Consider the following 15665-nt stretch of genomic DNA (forward strand, 5'->3'; position numbering starts at 1 on the left):
GTGAGGGCTGATTAAAGTTTCACTTTATAAAGAAGGAGGAAGTGGGAAAATACTTTCATACCTGCATTAAATTTTACTTAATAAGAAATCTTTGAGTTTCTCAACTTTTATATAAAATAAAACTGAATTTTCAGTTATTTTGTTATATAGTAAAAGAGAACGAATAAGGGGAGGGAACATTTTGAGTAAAAAGAAAATGGCAATTACACTGTCAGCAATGCTATCTGCAACAATTATACCTAGCTTTACTATGGATGTGCATGCAGAGAAGAAGGAAGAGACTAAAAGTACGAAAATTGAATTAGAAAATGGGATGACAAAACCGATTTATTCTCTCGATGAAGCTATTATCGAAAATTTATATGTAGAGACAGAAGTTGATAGTGATCGAGACGGTAAGAAAGACAGAGTATCGATAAAAGTTATGCGTCCAAAGACAGATCCGAATGTGAAAGTTCCTGTTATTTATGAAATGAGTCCATATCGATCTGGATTAAAAGATGTTCCTGTATATAATGTAGATGAAGAATTGTATGCGTATGAAGGAAAACCGTATGGAGCGGTTAATCTTGGTTCGTATGGGAACTATTACGTGCCAAGAGGTTATGCAGTTATTCTAGGCGAAAGTATCGGTACTGGAAAATCAGATGGATGCCCTACAACTGGAGATGAACAAGAGATACTCGGGACAAAATCTGTTATTGATTGGGTAAACGGTCGCGCGAAAGCATTTACAGAACAGGGTGAGGAAGTTCAAGCAAATTGGTCTACAGGAAATGTAGGTATGACTGGAGTTTCCTATAATGGTACTTTACCAAATGCTGTTGCGACTACTGGAGTCGAAGGTTTAAAAACAATTATTCCAATCGCAGCAATTAGTAGTTGGTATGATTATTATCGTGCAAATGGTGCAGTCATTGCTCCAGGCGGATATCAAGGGGAAGATACAGATAATATGGCAGAAGCAGTACTGACAAGGGAAAACCCTGAAGTTTGCGGACAAGTTATAAAAGAGTTAACGGCTGGACAAGACAGAAAAACAGGTAATTATAATGATTTTTGGGATAAACGTAACTATGTAAAAGATGCTAAAAATGTAAAAGCGAGTGTATTTGTTGTTCATGGTTTAAACGATTGGAATGTTAAAACAAAACAGTTCGCGCAATGGTGGGAAGCACTTGGAGAAAATAATGTTCCTCGTAAAATGTGGCTACATCAAGGTGGTCATGGTGGGACATCAAGTAATAACTGGCAGCAAACACAAAATAAATGGTTAGATTATTGGTTGTACGGAATTGAAAATGGAATTATGGATGAACCAATGGTTGATGTGCAAAGAGAAAATAAAACGTGGCAAAAGATAAAAAATTGGCCAGATCCATCAGCTGTACCTTCAAAAATCCGTATGTATTTAAGTAATAAATTAGTCAATTTGCCATTAAGTATGGGATCGGCTAATAAAGTTTTCTCATTCTTAGATGATGCACAAATGAAATCAAACCAATTAGTAGCAAACCCAGAATTAGAAGTAGCAAATCGATTAGTATATACAATGCCTGTACTGCAAAAAGATACGCGTATAAGTGGTACACCAAAGATTTCAATTACAGGAAATATTGATCAATCTGTATCAAATTTAACAGCATTACTTGTTGACTATGGAGGAGCGAAGCCGGAAATCGTAACGAGAGGCTGGATGGATCCACAAAACTTAAAGAGTATAGAAAATTCAACAGCGATTCAACCGGGCAAAGATTATACATTTACATGGGACATGCAGCCAGATGATTATGTATTTAAAGCGGGGCATCAAATCGGAGTTGTTTTAATTGCAAGTGATTATGATTATACAATTAGACCGAAAGCTGGCACGAAACTTACAGTGAAATTAAGTGAAGTGACATTGCCGATTGTGAAATAAATATTTTTTCTAAAGAGCTTACTAAAGTAAGCTCTTTAATTTGTAGTCTGAATTTTTAATTTTTATATTTCAAATTGGAAGGTTATGTAATACAATATCATTATATTCTATGGAAAGTGAGTGATATATTATGACAGTCAGCTCTTTCGAAATATCATTAAAATCAGAGGTGCAGGAAGATTAGTTGAATTGAAATCTTCCGTACGTAAAAACGGAGGAGAAAATAAATGTTTAGCTTTTATAGTACACTTTGTACAGAACTGTATGATTACACAAAACCAGTCGGTTATTCTTTAAATGGTGATATTGAGTATTACAAAAAACGTTTAAAAGATTGTAGAGGAAGAATCCTCGAAGCCGCAGTAGGTTCAGGACGTGTCATCATTCCGCTTCTAGAGGCTGGTTTTAAAGTGGATGGGATAGATTATTCACCTGAAATGCTAGATTCTTGCCGTAAGCGCTGTAAAGAGAGAGGCTTACATCCTAATTTATATGAAGGAAGCTTGCAACAATTTTCACTTCCGCATAAATATGACGCAATTATCATTCCTACTGGATCTTTTTGTTTAATTGAAAATCGTGTGGATTCTATAAATGCATTGAAATGTTTTTATGAACATCTTAATCCAGATGGACGATTAATCGTAGATATTATGCTTCCGCATGACTGGAAGACTGGGGAAATTCATACATCGACTTTCTCTTTGCCGAGTGGAGACGGAATCACATTAGAAAATAAATCAATTGAAATAGATTGGCTGAACCAAGTTACTGTGTCATATTTGAAATATGAAAAGTGGAGTAAAGGACAGTTAGTACAAACAGAACTACAACGCTTTGCGCTGCGCTGGTATGGAATAGAAGAGTTTAAACTTCTTTTAGAAAGTATAGGTTTCTCTAACATTACTTGCTCTGCTGAATATGATTATGAAAAAGAACCGTCAAATGCAAATCAAATGATTACTTTTGAAGCTATGCGAAAAGAATAGAACTAAAACTATGAATAAAAAAAAGGCAATCGATTTAAAATCGGCTGCCTTATTTTTAATTTTATGTAATGGTTTATAGAGAAAGATTGGAGGGAAATAAGTGAAACTTATATTAATATTTGGCCCACAAGCAGTTGGAAAAATGACAGTGGGGCAAGAATTAGCAACATTAACCGGTTTAAAACTTTTTCATAACCACATGACAATTGATTTAGTAAGTCCAATTTTTGATTACAGTACGAAAGAAGCAAAAAGACTAGTAAGTTTATTTCGTAATGAAATATTTGAAGAAGTATCTAAAAGTGATTTATCTGGAATGATTTTTACGTATATATGGGCATTTGACCTCCAAGCGGATTGGGATTATATACATCATGTAGAAAGTATTTTTGAATCAAAAGGTGGGACAGTGTATTTTGTAGAGCTGGAAGCGGAATTAGATGAAAGATTAGAACGAAATAAAAGCCCGAATAGATTAGAACATAAACCGAAAAAAAAGAGATATTGAGTGGTCTGAAAATAATTTGAAAGAAACGATGAAAAAGCATAGATTAAACTCTCTTCATGGTGAAATTGAAAAAGAAGAGTATATAAAAATTAATAACACGTATTTGAGTGCAAAAGAAGTAGCGGAAATGATTAAAGAGAAGTTTCAATTGTGAAATTTTTGAAGTCTATTTCGTTTTCGTTGTCCAAGCATTCTCCTACTAATTACATATACTATTTATGTTAAAGTCGGCTACTATTTTATATAGGGCTGTTATTTTCCTATAAATGCTATTTTAGTGAAGTGGGAGGAATCAATTTGGAAAACGTAGAACAAGATAGAATTGAAAATCAAGTGTATTCAAATCGTGTAGTAAGATCAGAATTTGATTCAAATTGGGAAACTTGTATATCAAAGAGTGGTTATGTAATTTATGTAGCAACAAGTAATAATGCTGAAGTAATAGTGCTTCTTGCAGATGGTTCAAGTAAATTATTAATTTTCGAAAAAGGCGGTAAAGTAGTAGTTGGTGGCGGTGGAACAAGTCATTACAGTAAGCCGCATATTGCAAGAAATATTTAAGATAGAACATGTTAATTAAGAAGAAGCTGGAAAACGGTTGTCATTCATGTTTAGGGCATGATAGACGAACCGTTTTTTATTTGTTTATAAATTTAGAAGAACTTCATTGATTACAAATACATCAGGATGAGCAGCGAAATTAGAAGAAAACTTGGCGGGTAATGGTACAAAATATTATGTAGGTTTGCAAGAATCTTATAAGCGATATAAAAAAGCATTTCCTATTTGGGGAAACACTACTTCTATGTTATAGTATAATAGTGTTTTTAGATGGTGCTATTTTAATATATTTATAATTTTGTTATGTATTATTTTTATATTAAATAACCGTCTAAAGTATTTTTTATATAAGGAGTAATAATTAGAGAAATGAAAAATATAGACTTTATACTAGAAAGTGATGAGGCATTAAAACCGTCTGAACGATTAGTACTATTATTATTAGAGAAGCATAGAATGTTATATACGAACGATCTATTGGCATTATCAAATTTATCATATAAAACATTAACAGATTCATTAACGGCGCTAGTTTTAAAATCGTATGTGTTAAAGGAAACAGGTAAGGGAAGAAGACAGAATTGCTATAGATTAGTATGATAAGGCAGCTGTTTTAGAAACTTTTACATATGTTTTTTCAATCGTAAGGCGAAAGTGTATTTTTGTTTTTAAACGAAAAGCTTACTATAAGAGGGGCTAAGATAGTAGTGTTTCATTTTTGTAAATGTAATTATTTCATCATTGAAAATACAAAAATAAAATAAACCGCATAAAACAGAAATAAAAAAACAATCCATTTTTAAAATGGATTGTTTTTTTATTGGAATAATATTATTTGATATGTTGAAAGCATAAATAGCAGAATAAACATTACCTGTTTTAGTTCATGCAACTGAACAAATATGATGAAAACTATGTGTATAGTTTTTTGCTTGCTTTTTCAGTAACTCTAATGAAATCATGGTCTTCATTGTTTAAAGGCAGTATTTTTAACATTATTGCTATTCAGCATTAAGCACAAAAAGTGATATATAATATTATTATGTAAACTTAAGGTTTTAAAAGGAAAATATAATAATTAATAGAACATGTAGAAGGAGATGCTTAAATATTTTGAAGGATGGGAGATTATTATGGAGCATTTACAATCAATAGCACAAGCTGTTATAAGTGGTGATAAGGAAAAAGTAGTGGAGTTTATAAAGGCGAGTCCAAGTATTGTTAACAAATGTAGTAAAGATGGCTGGACACCACTTCATTTAGCAGCTTATTTTGGACAGAAAGAAATAGCGAGTTTTCTTTTAGAAAGCGGTGCAGATATACATAGTAGAGCAAAAAACGAAAATGAAAATACACCTTTGCAAGCGGCAATTGCGAACAAGCAAAGTGAACTTGTCGCTTTCTTAATTGAAAAAGGATCAGATGTAAATATTATGCAAAGTGGTGGCTGGACAGGACTCCACGAAGCAGCATTATTAGGAAATGAAGAAATAATTATGTTGCTCCTTAAAAATGGAGCTAATAAGATGATTAAGAAAAATGATGGAAAAACAGCGTATGATATTGCATTAGAAAAAGGATATAATCACCTTTTACATCATTTGAAACAGGAAGTGAACTTATGATGAATAAATGGAGTGTTGGTATATTTTTATTTAATGAAGTAGAAGTGTTAGACTTTGCAGGGCCATTTGAAGTTTTTTCTGTAACTGAGGTGAATGAAGAAAAAACATTTACTGTTTATACAGTTAGCGAGAATGGGGAAATGATTACAGCAAGGAATGGATTGAAGGTACAGCCAGATTATAGTATTGAAAATTTACCACCAGTGGATATTTTAATAATTCCGGGTGGGCTAGGTGCTAGAAAATATGAAATAAAAAATGAAATAGTAATAAAATGGATTCGCCAACAAATGAAAGAAGTAAAGCTGATGACTTCAGTTTGTACAGGAGCGCTATTACTGGCGAAAGCAGGTTTACTGGAAGGTTTAAAAGCAACAACACATTGGGCTAGTATTGAAAAGTTTAAAAATGAGTTTCAAAATGTTGAAGTTATAGAAAATGTAAAGTTTGTAGATGAAGGACATATTATAACATCTGCCGGAATTTCAGCTGGAATTAATATGGCATTTCATATTGTGAAAAACTTGTTAGGTATGCATGTTGCGGAGGACACAGCGAAGCGAATGGAGTATGATATTAGTTTGCCAAATTAAAAAGCCCGGATTGGGCTTTTTATATTGAATGAATATAGTTAAGCTCTTCATCACTCAAAATAGGGCGAACAGATGCATTTGCATTTTCTTGTGCTTGTGTTCCTGTTTTTGCACCAGGAATTACAACACTTACTGCCGGATGAGAGAGTACATAGCGAAGTGCAAGTTGCCCTAAGGTCTGATTTTTATTTGAGAGCAGCCGAAGTTTCTCTACGGTTTGTAAGTCTTCTTGAAACCAAGTTTCATTTGGCCAATCTTTGCGTAAATCTCCATCTGGAAAAATTGTTTTATTTGTGAATTTTCCAGTTAAAATGCCCATTTTTAATGGACCACGAATAACAGCTCCTAGATTTTTCTCTTGTAAGAATGGTAATATATCTTTTTCTGGTTTTCGATTTAATATATTGTAATCAAGTTGTACGATATCAATTTCGTTGTTGTTATTGAAATGATGAATGTATTGTAAATCATGAGTCGAAACACCGACTGCTCTTACTTTGCCATCACGTTTTAATATGTCAAATGCACGTAGAAATGCTTCTGTTTCTCTACGATTATGCCACCAAATATGACAAAAATAAAGATCAATATAATCTGTTTGAAGACGTTGTAAACTTGTTTCGAATACGGCGATGATTTTTTCGGGAGTATCATATACAGGAACTCCATTAGGGTCGTAGTGATGTCCGATTAAACCACCTTTCGTTGATAGGATAATATCATTACGATGTCCTTTAATCGCGGTAGCTACCAACTTTTCACTATGTCCTAAACCATACACATCCGCAGTATCAATAAAATTCACACCACACTCAATTGCTTTTTTTATAGCGGTTATAGATTGTTTATCGTTAACAGGTCCCCATTCATCACCACCGATTGCCCATGCGCCAAAACCTATTTCAGAAACAGTTATTCCAGTTTTACCTAATGTGCGGTAATGCATATTCCCCCTCCTTGTAAGCATGTTATAACATGGATATGTGGGGAAGGAATTTTGTGTGTGAAAAAACTCTTCTACAATAGTAGAAAAAGAATTACAGAAACTACTATTTTATAGCAGCATGTATAAAAAAAATCGGTGTAAATATGGAAATGTCGTCGAATGCTATCTTTAATTGGTTAATTTATGGGATATTTTTGTGAAGGAGTTTATTTTATAAGAATAGAATTTAGTTTAGTAAGAAAACGTGCCGATGGTAGTGAAAAATATGGGTTAGGGGGATTTGAATGAGGAAACTCGAGCGAGTAAATGTTCCTAATATACCAGAGCAATTATCACAACCTAGTGACAAGCGTAGGATAAATAAAAAGAAGTTAAGGCGACTTATTTTAATGGTCCTTTTTATTGCGGCAACTACTCTATATGTTCAATATATTTTAACGAAACAACAAGAAGTAATTGATAAAAAGAAAGATACGATTACGGATCAAAAGAAGCGATTAGTATCTTTAAAGAAAGATAAAGATTCTTTAAAGACTAACATAGAAAATTTAACAGACGATGAGGAAGAAATTTTGAAGTTAGCGAGAAAAGAGTATCAATTTTCTAAGTCAAATGAAACTATATTTGTGATGCCAAAGTAATAAAAACAGTTAGCCATTGAACTGCACCCCCAATTGTTAGACACCGTCTAACAATTGGGGGTGCAGTTTTTTATGTATGAATGTCATGGTACAAGGAACAATCACATATTGTAGAAATGAAGAGTTTAAGCTATTTTCATAAATATGGAATATGCACTAAAATAAATGTTGTTAAAATTCTGTCAATTATATTATAATACAAGGTAAGCGGATACATTTTTTAATCAACGTTGAGTTCCTCGCTCATACGACTATTAAGAAACCCGTTATCCTCGTATAAGAAAGGAAGATAGCTGTGTACGCTTCAAATACAATTTATATCGTAGGGGATGCGAAAGCACCTCAAAATAATCCCATTACTGAAAAGTTTAAAAGCTATTTCGTAGCATTTATACTTGTTAAGGATACAGGGGAAATTGTAGATGTAGACTGCTCAGCGACAATTGCATTAACATCTCAATTTGTTAAATATTTATTTCTACATAAAAATATAAATGACCCGGCGTTAGTAATGGAAGTAAAGAACCGATATTTCGGTTCTTCTCAAAAAGCGTTACTTGTAGCGCTAAAAGATGCACAGAAAAAATATAATCAGATTGCTGCTTTGTCTACTCAATCATAGACAAAATCCAGCCGTAAGAATCATTCTTATGGCTGGATTTTTTTATTTCACATTATCGTCCTACATCAAAAGTGAACGAAAACAAAGTAGAGTGATAGAAGAGTAAATGTCCAATGGGTTTACCTAATAATCCGTGGGTATAAATCTCCGGTGGATTAAAATTTCACTTCATTGGAGAATGAAAGGATGAACAAAATGAAAATTACAGATGTAAAAGTAAATCGTAGACGTGTAAAACTGCATACACCGTTTAAAACCGCGCTTCGTACTGTAACAGAAATTGAAAGTATAGATGTTTATATTCATACAGACGAAGGAGTAATTGGTAAGGGGGCTGCAGCCGCAACGCCAGTTATTACGGGGGATTTCACCAGCGGAATGGAAGAAGCGATTTTAGGACCGATGCGTTCATGTTTAATTGGTCAAAATATCATTCAGTTTCAGCAGTTACTACAGGGTATTCAAATGAGTTGTATTGGAAATTCAAGTGCGAAAGCAGCGGTAGATATCGCTTTATATGATGTATATTGCCAATATCAAAATGTGCCGTTATATGCCTTGTTAGGCGGGAAGAAAGAAATTCATACCGATATTACAGTGAGTGTGGATGAGCCTGTATTAATGGCAAAAGAAGCGAAGAAACATGTAGAAAAAGGATTTCAAACATTAAAGATTAAAGTGGGTAAAGAGGCGCATTTAGATTTGGAACGTATTGAGGCAATTCGAAATGTGGTACCAAGAAATACGACATTACGTTTAGATGCGAATCAAGGTTGGAGTCCAAAAGAAGCGATCTCTATCATTCAAGAGATGGAAAATCGTAATTTAAATATAGAATTTATTGAACAACCAGTACACGCGAAAGATTGGGATGGGTTAAAGTACGTCAAAGATCGTGTGCAAACGCCAATTATGGCCGATGAAAGTATATTTTCAGCAAGTGATGCATTAAAGCTCGTTCAAGGAAGATACGCAGACTTAATTAATATTAAATTAATGAAATGTGGTAGCATACGTGAAGCATGGCGTATTGCAGATATCGCAGAAACGGCTGGTGTGAAGTGTATGGTGGGAAGCATGATGGAATCTTCACTTTCCGTTAGCGCTGTTGCACATTTAGCGGCAGCACATCCTAATATACATTATTTTGATCTTGATGCACCGCTTTGGTTAATGGAAGAGCCAGAAGGAATGACTTATTCTGGATCAAAGGTAAACCTTCAATCGACAGTGAATAGTAAGTCTTAGGAAAAGAGACTAGTAAATTATTTTTTTAAGGGGGATATATATGAAAAAAGTAGGAACTGCATTTTTAACAACTTTATTTATATTTTCATCGTTTACATCGGCAAATGCTGAAGAAAAGAAGGATAATAAAGCATTTATAGATGTATCTGCTGCAACGTTATGGACAGTACCTGATTCATTAAGGCCAATCGATACACCGAGTACAACAAATCCAGTGGATCTATGGAAATGGACGAAATCAATGACACTTGACGAGAAACTATGGTTAACAAATGCAAATAAATTAGAAACACAAGCGTTACTCGGTCAAGAAGTAACTGTTATTGATAAGAAAGGCGAATGGGTGAAGGTATTAGTGCATGGACAGCCAACACCCCGAAATGAAGAAGGTTATCCGGGCTGGATGCCTGAAAAACAATTAACATATAATCAAGAATTTGCAGATAAAACAAATGAACCTTTTGTGTTAATAACAAAGCCAACTGCGATTTTATATATAAATCCTTCTGAAAAACATAAATCACTTGAAGTCAGTTATAATACAAGACTGCCGCTATTAAGTGAAGACACAATTTCATACCGTGTATTGTTGCCAAATGGTCAGAAAGCATGGCTACGAAAAAATGATGGAACAGTTTACCGTTCTCAAACTGATATTCCAAAACCGACAGCTGATGATTTAATTAACACAGGGAAAATGTTTTTAGGTTTACCGTATATATGGGCTGGTACAAGTGGTTTTGGATTTGATTGCTCTGGCTTCACGCATACGATCTATAAATCGCACGGCATTACAATTCCGCGAGATTCTGGACCGCAATCAAGAGCAGGAGTTGCAGTTGATAAAGAAAATCTACAAAAGGGAGATTTAATTTTCTTTGCACATGATCAAGGGAAAGGTAGTGTCCATCACGTCGCAATGTATATTGGTGATGGCAATATGATTCACTCACCAAGAGCTGAAAGATCGGTAGAGATTATACCGCTAAATACACCAGGATATATAGAAGAATACGCTGGTGCTCGTCGTTACTTACCTTAAAAATAGAGGGGGTTTTTAAATGAAAAAAGTTGTTCGTTACTCATTAGTTAGTACTCTATTAGTTTCTTCATTTTTAGTTGGCTGCGCAAAAGAAAAAACTGCAACAAAGCCGAAAGATGAGAAGAAAGTATTACAGTTACTAGAAACGGGTGAAATTCCGTCGTTAAATTCAGGGAAAGTAACAGATGCAGTCTCGTTTAACGTTTTGAATAACGTAATGGAAGGACTATTTCGTCTATCGAAAAATGATGAAGAAATTGAAGCCGGCGCACAAAAATATGAAGTGAGTAAAGATGGAAAGACATATACATTCCAATTGCGTGATGCGAAATGGTCTAACGGAGATCCAGTAACCGCCCATGATTACGTATACGCTTGGAAGCAATTGATTAATCCAGATACAGCTTCTCAATATGCATACATTGCGTACGATGTAAAAAATGCTGAGAAGATAAATAAAAAACAACTAGGTCTAGATGAATTAGGAGTAAAAGCGAAGGATGATAAAACATTCGTCGTAGAGCTAGAACATCCTGTACCGTATTTTACGAAATTATTAATTTTACCATCCTTCTATCCAATTAACGAAAAATATGCGAAAGAGCAAGGTGATAAATATGGATTAGAAGCAAATAAAGCGGTATATAATGGACCGTTTACATTATCAGAGTGGAAGCATGAAGCTAGCTTTACAATGAAGAAAAACGATAAGTATTGGGATAAAAAAGAAGTGAAGTTAGATGAAGTAAACTATCAAATTGTAAAAGAAATTTCAACTGCGGTAAATTTATATGAAACAGATAAAGTTGATAGAGCTGTTATTTCTACAGAATTCGTAGATAAATATAAAAATAATAAAGAGCTAAAACAATATACAGATCCAGTTATGTACTTCTTCCGATTTAATGAAAATGTACCGATTCTTAAAAATAAAAATGCACGTCTTGCGCTAAGTACAGTTTTTGATAAGAAGGGACTCGCAGATTCATTTTTAAATGATGGATCGGTTGCAGCGAACTATTACGTACCAAAAGGATTTTTAAAGGGCCCAGATAAGAAAGATTTTAGAAGTACGTCTGGTGAGTTTAATAAGACAAATGTAAAACAGGCGAAGGAATATTGGGAGAAAGCAAAACAAGAGACAGGTACAAATGAAGTGACTTTAGAATTATTAAATTATGACTTAGAAAACTTTAAAAAAGTTGGAGAGTACATTAAAGAGCAGCTTGAGAAAAACTTACCAGGATTAAAAGTGAATGTGAAATTACAGCCGCATACGCAAAAATTAGCACTTGAGAAGAAGAAAGAATATGAAATGTCGTTATCACGCTGGTTACCAGATTATCCAGATCCAATGACTTACTTAGAAGTATTCCTTTCTGGAAGCAGTGTTAATAATACAGAATATGCAAATCCAGAATATGATGCATTAATTAAGAAGATTAAAACAGAATTAGGTAATGATGAAAAGGCTCGCTGGAAAGCAATGCAAGATGCTGAAAAAATGCTACTTGATGATGCAGTAATTGCACCGGTATTCCAGCGTGGATTATCTTACTTACAAAAACCATATGTGAAAGATTTATATGTACATCAATTTGGTCCAGCTACAAGTTTAAAATGGGCAGATTTACAAAAATAAAAGAATGGGGAAACAGACTTCACGTATGTGATAGTCTGTTTTTTCTTATTTAAAGTTAGAAAAATAGTTCATGGTATAATTTATTAGTCTGTAAACAGTATTTGGAGGGAAAATGATGTCTATGTTTGAAGAAGAGAAAGTAATTTATACAAAAAGATTATTTATGAGGAAACCAATTGTAGAAGATATTGATCAGTTTTATAACATATTAAAAAAAGATACTGTTGGCAAATGGCTGGCTAAATCAAGAGGAATGTCGAAGGAAGAAACAAATGATTATATTGGGCAACTTATCTTACATTGGGAACAGTATGACTTCGGGGTATGGTTGTTATTTAATAGTGAAACAGGAAAGCTTTTAGGACATTGTGGTTTAAGAAAGGTAGATGAAACAGGTGAAATAGAAATTATGTATCTTCTTGACCCAGAACATTGGAGGAATGGGTATGCATTAGAAGCAGCAGAGGCTTCCATTAAATATGCAATAGAGACTTTGAATGTAACAAGAATAATTGCTAGAGTTAAAGTAGCAAATGAGAGCTCGAAAAAACTTTTACGAAAGCTCGGGTTTATATATACTCATGAAGTTGATCATAGCGGGCGCTTATTATCATATTTTGAACTCCATACATCATCCAAAGAATTCTAGACATTTCATATATTTTTTCATTGTTAAAAAATAAAATTATTACTAAAATTCCAGTGTGAAATTTATGTAGAATCTTGTATAATTAACATGTTTCTATGGAAACATTTTCTTGCGCTATTTATATAGGGCTTAATAGAACAAGGAAGGAAATACATACATGTATATAATAGATAAATAGAATGGAACATGTATAGAGACAAAGGAGAGAAAAGATGACGTGTCAAAAACAAGGGTTACAATTTAATAACGATAGAAAGAGGGACAGAAGATGAAAATGAAGCATGCTTTTGGTCCTATAATTTTAGCGTGTGTGCTTTTTTTCATTATCATTCTAATCCCATCGAAAAGTTTAGTATCGCTTATTAGTGATAAGAAGGTAGAAGATGCGGCAACTTCTTTACAAAAAGAGAAATTACAAAGTGTTTTCTTACAGCAAAAAATGTTAGAGAATTCACAGTATTTACCGATGTACGGTTCATCAGAATTTTTACGAATGGATGCATATCATCCGTCTAATTATTTCAAAGTAAATCCAGCTGGTTTTACACCGTTTTTAATTGGAACTGGCGGTACACAAAGCTTAGCTCATATTTTAAATATGACATCTACTATGGATGAATTAGAAGGTAAAAAAGTAGTCTTTGTTCTTTCACCACAATGGTTTACAAAGACTGGTGTCTCACAAGGGGATTTCACTAATAATTTCTCCAAACAACAAGCATATCATTTTATTTTTAATGATGAGATAAATCCAGAAATGAAGAAGCAAATCGCGAAACGGCTATTAGATTATAAAGTTGTTCAAGAAGATGATATATTAAAAAATTCATTAGAAGGTATTGTATATAATGATACAAAACATAACATAAAAGCAGGTTTAGCTAAACCACTTGCTTATATGCATCGAAATATTTTAGATCATAGAGATTTATTTAACTCTTTATTTAAAATCGAACCGATGAAAGAGAAAACAAATATCGGACTTCGTTCAATTTCTTGGGAAGATGCACGTAAACACGCGGAACAAGAAGGGAAAGCTGAGTCTACTACAAATACATTCGGAATTGAAAATCCGTATTATCATAAGAATAATCTGAAGAAAAAACTAAAAGGTTTAAAAAACTTTAGAGCAAATGAAACATATGATGAATCACCAGAATATGATGATTTACAAATTATTTTAGATTTATTTAAAGAGAAAAATGTCAAACCACTCTTTATTTCTGTACCTGTAAATGGGCCTTGGTATGATTATACTGGATTCCCGAAAGAACGCCGTGAAGTGTATTATAAAAAAGTTCGAGAACAGGTTGAGAAAGCAGGATATCCAGTAGTTGATTTCTCTGGTCATGAATATGATAAGTATTTCTTAAAAGATACGATTCATTTGGGCTGGAAAGGTTGGATTTATTTTGATGAAGCAGTGCATAAATTTAATTCTGAGAAATAAAGTATAGAAATCGGAATGGCTATGAGCCGTTCCAATTTTTTTAGTATAGAGGATTTTGGTGAGGACAATTTGGGAATGCATGTATATCTTGAATCTGTCTATAATCATAATGTTTCATTGCGAACTGGGATTGATAAAGGTATTCATACACATATAATTGACCATCATGAGCTGAACATAATACACCAGAAGTTCCTTGCCCATTTATGAAGGAAATACCGATAGGGCGTCCGATTAAGTATGGTATTTTTTGCTGCCAATGCATAGGGGAATCACTCCTTTTTGAGATAATATACGAAAGAAATGATCAAACGGTTGCTTATCCATGTAAATGTAGATGGAAAGGTGTTATATAATTCTTGAAGATTAATTCATATATAAATAAAAAACCGCTATAACTCCGAATGAATTTATAGCGGTTTTTGTTATATACTTAAGCAAGATTTTTACGCTTTTTTGTCCATTTTTTTATAACGAAGTATAAAAGTATAAGTACGACGCCACCAATTGCGAATGATTTCACATAAGGACTAGCAATATCGTTAATATTTTCCCAATTTTCACCTAGTTTTTCACCTGAATAAATGAAAATAATAGACCAAGGGATAATCGCAAGTGCTGTTAATGTAGTGAAACGTAGTAAAGGCATTTTTGTAATACCAGCAGGAATTGAAATCGCATGACGCACTACTGGAATGAAGCGTGCTGTAAAAATGACGCCAGTTCCGTAACGATTAAACCAATCTTCTGCAGCATCTATTTGTTTTTTATGTATGAAAATATATTTTCCATAACGTTCTAATATAGGGCGTCCGCCGTATCGTCCAAGCCAATAAATAAAGATTTGGGCAATAACACCGCCAATTGTACCGAATACAACTGCGCCTACAAATGAGATACTTCCATTGAATACTAAGTATCCTGCATAAGCAAGGACAATTTCACTTGGGATAATCTCAATCATAAGTCCAAGCATAATGCCCCAATAACCTAATCCTTCAAAAAACGTTAATACTGAATGAATAAAACTACTTAACATTGTTGCACCTTCTAGTTTATGAATTTTTGAGTATAAGAACCTTTTATTTAATTACGTAAAAGGTTCACTATATGTAGATTATACCTTATTTACATAGGGGATTGCTATTTCAATTCTTTTATGTCTCTCATAAGTATTATAGTAAAGGATATAAGCCGCGTTTTTATGAAGGGTTAATGAAAAGATTAT

16 protein-coding genes and 1 pseudogene are annotated in these 15665 nt (G+C 33.4%); 14 read left to right on the forward strand and 3 right to left on the reverse strand.

The window, feature by feature from the left end:
* Nucleotides 1–181 precede the first annotated feature (181 nt).
* From HMPREF2590_RS14540 to HMPREF2590_RS14570, 7 genes and pseudogenes are all read left to right on the forward strand, one after another.
* A complete protein-coding gene (locus HMPREF2590_RS14540; RefSeq protein ID WP_050821898.1) occupies nucleotides 182–1921 on the forward strand; it encodes a Xaa-Pro dipeptidyl-peptidase in 1740 nt (579 codons plus the stop codon).
* Between the two features lie 227 nt (nucleotides 1922–2148).
* Nucleotides 2149–2910: a class I SAM-dependent methyltransferase gene (locus tag HMPREF2590_RS14545; RefSeq protein ID WP_050821897.1), complete on the forward strand. Its 762-nt coding sequence runs from the start codon at nucleotides 2149–2151 to the stop codon at nucleotides 2908–2910.
* Nucleotides 2911–3010: 100 nt separating this feature from the next.
* Nucleotides 3011–3572: pseudogene (locus tag HMPREF2590_RS14550) on the forward strand (AAA family ATPase).
* A 143-nt stretch (nucleotides 3573–3715) separates the two neighbouring features.
* Nucleotides 3716–3979 (forward strand): hypothetical protein, encoded by a 264-nt coding sequence (locus HMPREF2590_RS14555; RefSeq protein WP_000432429.1) that lies wholly within the window; start codon nucleotides 3716–3718, stop codon nucleotides 3977–3979.
* A 369-nt stretch (nucleotides 3980–4348) separates the two neighbouring features.
* Nucleotides 4349–4579, forward strand: a complete 231-nt coding sequence (locus tag HMPREF2590_RS14560) for a hypothetical protein (RefSeq protein WP_000789031.1) — start codon at nucleotides 4349–4351, stop codon at nucleotides 4577–4579.
* 533 nt (nucleotides 4580–5112) lie between these two features.
* Nucleotides 5113–5604: an ankyrin repeat domain-containing protein gene (locus HMPREF2590_RS14565; RefSeq protein ID WP_050821896.1), complete on the forward strand. Its 492-nt coding sequence runs from the start codon at nucleotides 5113–5115 to the stop codon at nucleotides 5602–5604.
* Nucleotides 5601–6197, forward strand: a complete 597-nt coding sequence (locus tag HMPREF2590_RS14570; protein WP_000981430.1) for a DJ-1/PfpI family protein — start codon at nucleotides 5601–5603, stop codon at nucleotides 6195–6197. The genes HMPREF2590_RS14565 and HMPREF2590_RS14570 overlap by 4 nt, the downstream gene beginning before the upstream one ends.
* A gap of 19 nt (nucleotides 6198–6216) precedes the next feature.
* Here the strand turns inward: HMPREF2590_RS14570 and HMPREF2590_RS14575 are convergent, their stop codons facing one another.
* A complete protein-coding gene (locus HMPREF2590_RS14575; RefSeq protein WP_000559359.1) occupies nucleotides 6217–7143 on the reverse strand; it encodes an aldo/keto reductase in 927 nt (308 codons plus the stop codon).
* Nucleotides 7144–7427: 284 nt separating this feature from the next.
* Between HMPREF2590_RS14575 and HMPREF2590_RS14580 the strand changes: the two genes are divergently transcribed.
* From HMPREF2590_RS14580 to dltD, 7 genes are all read left to right on the forward strand, one after another.
* On the forward strand, nucleotides 7428–7784 hold the full coding sequence (locus tag HMPREF2590_RS14580; protein ID WP_001228372.1) for an FtsB family cell division protein: 357 nt from the start codon (nucleotides 7428–7430) through the stop codon (nucleotides 7782–7784).
* Between the two features lie 295 nt (nucleotides 7785–8079).
* On the forward strand, nucleotides 8080–8406 hold the full coding sequence (locus tag HMPREF2590_RS14585; protein WP_050821895.1) for a DUF3870 domain-containing protein: 327 nt from the start codon (nucleotides 8080–8082) through the stop codon (nucleotides 8404–8406).
* Nucleotides 8407–8592: 186 nt separating this feature from the next.
* Nucleotides 8593–9654 (forward strand): dipeptide epimerase, encoded by a 1062-nt coding sequence (locus tag HMPREF2590_RS14590; RefSeq protein ID WP_070861460.1) that lies wholly within the window; start codon nucleotides 8593–8595, stop codon nucleotides 9652–9654.
* 40 nt (nucleotides 9655–9694) lie between these two features.
* Nucleotides 9695–10696 (forward strand): C40 family peptidase, encoded by a 1002-nt coding sequence (locus tag HMPREF2590_RS14595; protein ID WP_050821894.1) that lies wholly within the window; start codon nucleotides 9695–9697, stop codon nucleotides 10694–10696.
* 19 nt (nucleotides 10697–10715) lie between these two features.
* Nucleotides 10716–12338, forward strand: a complete 1623-nt coding sequence (locus HMPREF2590_RS14600) for a peptide ABC transporter substrate-binding protein (protein ID WP_000758254.1) — start codon at nucleotides 10716–10718, stop codon at nucleotides 12336–12338.
* A gap of 115 nt (nucleotides 12339–12453) precedes the next feature.
* Nucleotides 12454–12987 (forward strand): GNAT family N-acetyltransferase, encoded by a 534-nt coding sequence (locus HMPREF2590_RS14605; RefSeq protein WP_000061613.1) that lies wholly within the window; start codon nucleotides 12454–12456, stop codon nucleotides 12985–12987.
* A gap of 268 nt (nucleotides 12988–13255) precedes the next feature.
* Nucleotides 13256–14437 carry a D-alanyl-lipoteichoic acid biosynthesis protein DltD gene (gene dltD, locus HMPREF2590_RS14610; protein ID WP_000782299.1) on the forward strand — a complete coding sequence of 394 codons (1182 nt, stop codon included), beginning with the start codon at nucleotides 13256–13258 and terminating at the stop codon, nucleotides 14435–14437.
* Between the two features lie 40 nt (nucleotides 14438–14477).
* On the opposite strand, the gene HMPREF2590_RS14615 is transcribed toward dltD, so the two are convergent.
* On the reverse strand, nucleotides 14478–14702 hold the full coding sequence (locus tag HMPREF2590_RS14615) for a hypothetical protein (protein ID WP_000558693.1): 225 nt from the start codon (nucleotides 14700–14702) through the stop codon (nucleotides 14478–14480).
* Nucleotides 14703–14870: 168 nt separating this feature from the next.
* Complete coding sequence (gene uptA, locus HMPREF2590_RS14620; protein WP_050821893.1) at nucleotides 14871–15476, reverse strand: undecaprenyl phosphate transporter UptA; 606 nt, start codon at nucleotides 15474–15476, stop codon at nucleotides 14871–14873.
* Nucleotides 15477–15665: the final 189 nt, after the last annotated feature.

The organism is Bacillus sp. HMSC036E02, assembly GCF_001836235.1.
Lineage (GTDB): Bacteria > Bacillota > Bacilli > Bacillales > Bacillaceae_G > Bacillus_A > Bacillus_A cereus.

Coding starts and splice junctions, on each gene's coding strand:
- HMPREF2590_RS14545 (WP_050821897.1), top strand. CDS start 2,149: ATGTTTAGCTTTTATAGTACACTTTGTACAGAACTGTATGATTACACA.
- HMPREF2590_RS14600 (WP_000758254.1), top strand. CDS start 10,716: ATGAAAAAAGTTGTTCGTTACTCATTAGTTAGTACTCTATTAGTTTCT.
- dltD (WP_000782299.1), top strand. CDS start 13,256: ATGAAAATGAAGCATGCTTTTGGTCCTATAATTTTAGCGTGTGTGCTT.
- HMPREF2590_RS14590 (WP_070861460.1), top strand. CDS start 8,593: ATGAACAAAATGAAAATTACAGATGTAAAAGTAAATCGTAGACGTGTA.
- HMPREF2590_RS14570 (WP_000981430.1), top strand. CDS start 5,601: ATGATGAATAAATGGAGTGTTGGTATATTTTTATTTAATGAAGTAGAA.
- HMPREF2590_RS14560 (WP_000789031.1), top strand. CDS start 4,349: ATGAAAAATATAGACTTTATACTAGAAAGTGATGAGGCATTAAAACCG.
- HMPREF2590_RS14615 (WP_000558693.1), bottom strand. CDS start 14,702: ATGCATTGGCAGCAAAAAATACCATACTTAATCGGACGCCCTATCGGT.
- HMPREF2590_RS14565 (WP_050821896.1), top strand. CDS start 5,113: ATGGAGCATTTACAATCAATAGCACAAGCTGTTATAAGTGGTGATAAG.
- HMPREF2590_RS14575 (WP_000559359.1), bottom strand. CDS start 7,143: ATGCATTACCGCACATTAGGTAAAACTGGAATAACTGTTTCTGAAATA.
- HMPREF2590_RS14580 (WP_001228372.1), top strand. CDS start 7,428: ATGAGGAAACTCGAGCGAGTAAATGTTCCTAATATACCAGAGCAATTA.
- uptA (WP_050821893.1), bottom strand. CDS start 15,476: ATGTTAAGTAGTTTTATTCATTCAGTATTAACGTTTTTTGAAGGATTA.
- HMPREF2590_RS14605 (WP_000061613.1), top strand. CDS start 12,454: ATGTCTATGTTTGAAGAAGAGAAAGTAATTTATACAAAAAGATTATTT.
- HMPREF2590_RS14595 (WP_050821894.1), top strand. CDS start 9,695: ATGAAAAAAGTAGGAACTGCATTTTTAACAACTTTATTTATATTTTCA.